This window comes from Collinsella sp. TF11-5AC (assembly GCF_003436775.1).
In the GTDB taxonomy this organism is placed as follows: domain Bacteria; phylum Actinomycetota; class Coriobacteriia; order Coriobacteriales; family Coriobacteriaceae; genus Collinsella.
Genome location: NZ_QSQO01000036.1, coordinates 1 through 4,071, shown reverse-complemented (window position 1 = coordinate 4,071; position 4,071 = coordinate 1). Strand labels below are relative to the sequence as shown.

At 56.8% G+C, this 4,071-nt stretch carries 4 protein-coding genes and 1 pseudogene; all 5 read right to left on the bottom strand.

The window, feature by feature from the left end:
• Window positions 1-523 (bottom strand): annotated as a pseudogene (locus DXD16_RS10520) (SIS domain-containing protein); the annotation flags it as partial.
• 60 nt (window positions 524-583) lie between these two features.
• Complete coding sequence (locus tag DXD16_RS10020) at window positions 584-1,699, bottom strand: SIS domain-containing protein (protein ID WP_117655976.1); 1,116 nt, start codon at window positions 1,697-1,699, stop codon at window positions 584-586.
• Between the two features lie 193 nt (window positions 1,700-1,892).
• Entirely contained in the window at window positions 1,893-2,606 is a 714-nt protein-coding gene (locus DXD16_RS10015; protein WP_117655975.1) for a GntR family transcriptional regulator, read from the bottom strand.
• Window positions 2,591-3,358, bottom strand: coding sequence for a GntR family transcriptional regulator (locus DXD16_RS10010; RefSeq protein WP_117564862.1), 768 nt, complete (start codon window positions 3,356-3,358; stop codon window positions 2,591-2,593). The genes DXD16_RS10015 and DXD16_RS10010 overlap by 16 nt, the downstream gene beginning before the upstream one ends.
• 38 nt (window positions 3,359-3,396) lie before the next feature.
• Window positions 3,397-3,885 (bottom strand): hypothetical protein, encoded by a 489-nt coding sequence (locus tag DXD16_RS10005; RefSeq protein ID WP_117640898.1) that lies wholly within the window; start codon window positions 3,883-3,885, stop codon window positions 3,397-3,399.
• Window positions 3,886-4,071: the final 186 nt, after the last annotated feature.

The following is a 4,071-nucleotide window of genomic DNA, read 5'->3' as shown; positions in this document are numbered from 1 at the left end:
AGCAGCCGCGGCGGTTGAGCAGGCGCAGGCCGAAGCAGTCGGCGAGGTAGTAGCCCTTCTCGCAGCCGCCCGAACCATGGTCAGAAGCCATGGCGACGCAGTTCTCGGCGCCGACAGCCTGGCCGATGGGGCCCTCGGGCTTGGTCATGGCGTAGACGCGCACGCCCATGCCCTTCATCTTCTTGACGGCCTCGAGGACCTCGGGGGTGGTGCCGGACTCGGAGGCGGTGAGCACGACGGACTTCTCGGTCATGCGCTTGTGGCCCATGACGTTCCACTCGGCGGCGTGGATCAGGTAGACCTCGAGGTCGCGGTCGCCGAACTTGTTCATGAGGTACTCGAGCTGCATGAGCTCGTCCCAGGTGCCGCCGACGCCCATCAGGAACACGGCGTCGTAGCCCTCGTCGGCGACCTTGTCGGCGAGCGCGGTCATCTTCTTGCCGGTCTCGTAGAGCGCCTTGCCGTCCTCGAGATAGCCCTCCTGGTCGAAATGCATGATCTCGATCTTCTCGGTTTCCTTCATTTGTCTCTCCTTTCTGGGGTTGTTTCCACATCCCCCATGCCAACGGGCATCAAAACCCGCTTACATTCCGTAACACTCAGCCGCTTTGGCCTTAAGCGCATTGACTGACTCTTCGTAGCCCTCTGCCTTGACCTCCATTTGCTTGGAGACGGCATCGAGATACGGGTGCACGTTCCATGACTTCAGACGCTCGGCGATCATGGCCGCAATCGTCTGGAAGAACACAAGATTGGGAATTGCGCTGAGCAGCGGAGCCACCTGAGGCACCGCAACCTCGTGAGCCCTACCCTTGGGATGGGCCGTGAGCAGCACCGTTTTTGCCGTAACGTTCGATAGCGCATCGGCGATATTCGCAAGACGCTCCGACCCCTGCGGATCGTCGACGATAAACACCAGATAGCCCGGAACGATCTGCATCTCGGGACCGTGGACGAACTCCTCGCCTTCGTGATGCATGGCAGGAATCTTGATGGTCTCGCTCAGCTTGAGCGCTGCCTCCTCGGCAACACCATAGTTGGGGCCGTTGCCGACGACCATGGCGGGCATGTGCTCAGAAAGCTCGAGCATGTGATCTTGGACATATGCCTCGGCGGTCTTGCACATCACGGCATTAGCCTGGATAGCCTCGCGCAGGTCATCAAGACGCTGAGCAACGCCCTTGGCGTCAATCGTTCCGCGCGCCTGACCGCCGTAAATACCAAAGAGCACCAGGTACTCAACGAGAACCTCGACGCCCAGAGTCACAAAGTCCACCGACTCGACGCCCACACCGTAGTCAAGAACGATGTCAGCGTGTTCCTTGATGGGTGCCTCGACGTTTGCCGTGAGCGCAACTGCAGCCATATCGTGTGCACGCATGTAATCGAGCGCCGCAATCGTATTGGTCGAATAGCCGCTCTGCGAGACGGCGATGTTGAGCGCATGCTGCGGATAGGTGTGTTCAAAATCGACGAAGGCCTCGGGCGTCACAACGGACACCTGCATCTGCAGCGCATCTTGCAGGTAATCGCGGGCGCAATCGGCGGCATGGCGCGACGAACCCGAAGCAACGATGCGCAGTGCATCAAAAGAACCGGACTGGAAAATATCAACGAGCTGTGCTACCAGCTCAGACGAACGCTCGAGGTTCTCCCCCATACGCACATGGGCAAGCTGAACGTAATCGAGCATCTTCATCGTCTCACCTCATAACAAATCATTAGTATTTGATACCAATCACAGTTACAGGTTACGGCTTTTTGATACCTCTTTGTCGATTAATTTATCCCCATCGGCGAACGGTCGATTTTGAGCCATGTAAGGTTGTATATACAGTCGGTCAAATTGCCCAAACAGACCGGCTGTTACCGCGCGCGATGCAAAGCCCCAGCTAGTACGTATAGGTGTGGCCGCCCGCATCGCCACGATTGAAGGACTTTACATACTCGATAGCCTGACCGCTCGCGTCATAGCTCACGCATTCCAAAAGCAAAACAAGATCCCCTTGTTCCAAGCCAAGCAAGCCCGCGTCGCGTGCACCCACCGCCTCGATATCGAGCTTCTCCTGTGCCATGACCGGCTTTCGGCCCAACATCTCATAGGTCTCGTACAAACTGAAGACCGACACGTCAATATCTTCGATTGTGGGAAACAGCAGGCACGGGATGAACGCCATCTCAATCGATACGGGATCGCCGTTGACGCAGTTCAAACGCCGAATCGAATACAGCAAATCGTCCTCGGCAATGCCAAACAGGTTGGCATAATATGGGCCCGCATAACGCTTGGAACGCGCGAGGATGCGGACGGACGGCTCGCCGCCCGAAGCACGAACCGACTCGCGAAAGCCTCCTGTTCGTTCGTAGGCAACGGGCACTTTCTGCGCCACAAACGCGCCCTTTCCGCGGACGCGTCGAATCTGCCCGCGCCGAACCAGCTCATCGACAGCACTTCGAATGGTCAAGCGTGTCGTACCAAATTCCTCGGCGAGGTCTTTTTCGGACGGAATCATGGAACCCGTGGGATATATACCGCGTTCGATACGCTCTTCAATGCGACGTCGTATGCGCATATAAACCGGGGTGGCATCTACTGTTTCAGCCATTGTTCACCTGCCACGCTCCTCATGCCGTTCTTTTCACCGTTATCGGCAAAGCGGAACTTTGTGGGCAAAATCACCGATTTGCAATGCTCCACAAAACGCATGTCCTTATCAAATTCGATCGTGCTCTCATAGAACACCGGCGTCCCCTCTTCTTGCTGGAGCAGCTCGGCCTCTTCGGCGTTCAAACGCGAGATGGAGATATGCTCACGTCCATGCTCAACACGCACGCCACCTTCTTTGAGCAAGACATCGTAAAGGCTCTCACACTCAAAATCGTGCTCGGGAAGCGATGGGCACAGGGACAGGTTAACGTGAGCGGTCTCGATTGACGCCGGCTCGCCCTCAATAAGTCGAACGCGCTGCATGCGGAGCAAGGGAGCGCCTACAGCCACCCCAAGCTTGTCGGCAAGCGCCTCATCCGCCTCGATGGTCCCGGTGGAAACCAGACGAGAAGAGGGGTGCAGGCCGGCAGTCCGCACAGCATCGGAAAAGTTATACGTTTCCTGGAAGATGTTCAGCGGCTTGGGAGGACACACATACGTGCCCGATCCGCGACGGCTCTCGAGCGTTCCACACGAGATGAGCCGCGTGATACCGGCGCGCAACGCCGTACGCGAAACGCCAATCTCTTCGCACAGCACGCGCTCGGCCGGCAGGCGATCGCCGCCGGCAAGCTGATGGTGCTGGATATACCAAAGAATCCCCTCAACAGCACGATCTTTGGGGGGAATTGCATAAGATTCGCCTGCCATTGCACAGACTCCTCGTTCAGAAACGTATGTCGCCAAAATTAGGCCAGACCACCCATGGCATCAAATTCGGCCTTGATCTTCTCGGCGACATTCCGATACGACTTATACAGGCTTGAATCGCGTTTGACTTCATCGGTCATAACGGGAATCTCTAGTTTGGAAACCTCGTCTTTTCCCGTCTGAACCGCCACAACAACGCCCATACCAAGACACATATTACGCTTGGCTGCGTTCATTTTTGCCGCCTTAGCGGGATTTGCCAGAATACGCTGGGCAAATTCCTGTTTAGAGACCGCTTCATCGGCCTCCGGATCGCCCGCCTCGGCCACTTCGCACTGCAACACGTCCGCATAGTCAAAAATCTTCGGCTCGCCGCCGCGCTGATGTACGGCCCACTTGCGACGCGTGGCATCCTGGTAGATAGCCGGCAAAAACGTAAACCGCGGCGGGTCCAAAATCGTGTCCGTGATGGTAAACACATCGGGATCAAAGGCATCCTGCGGGTTTTTCTTCTTGAACAGCCCCATATCAGCCTCTCCTACTAACATTTAACAACTCAAGCTAAATATAGCACCAATTTCAAGCCGCCACCTCACCCTATCGGTACGCGGCGTCTATGGCTCGCCCAGCGGGGTAATACGGGCGAGGGCCGGGGTGCCTGCTTTGTTTTGAGAAGTGGGCTTCGCGAACTTCTCAAAACAAAGCAGGCACCC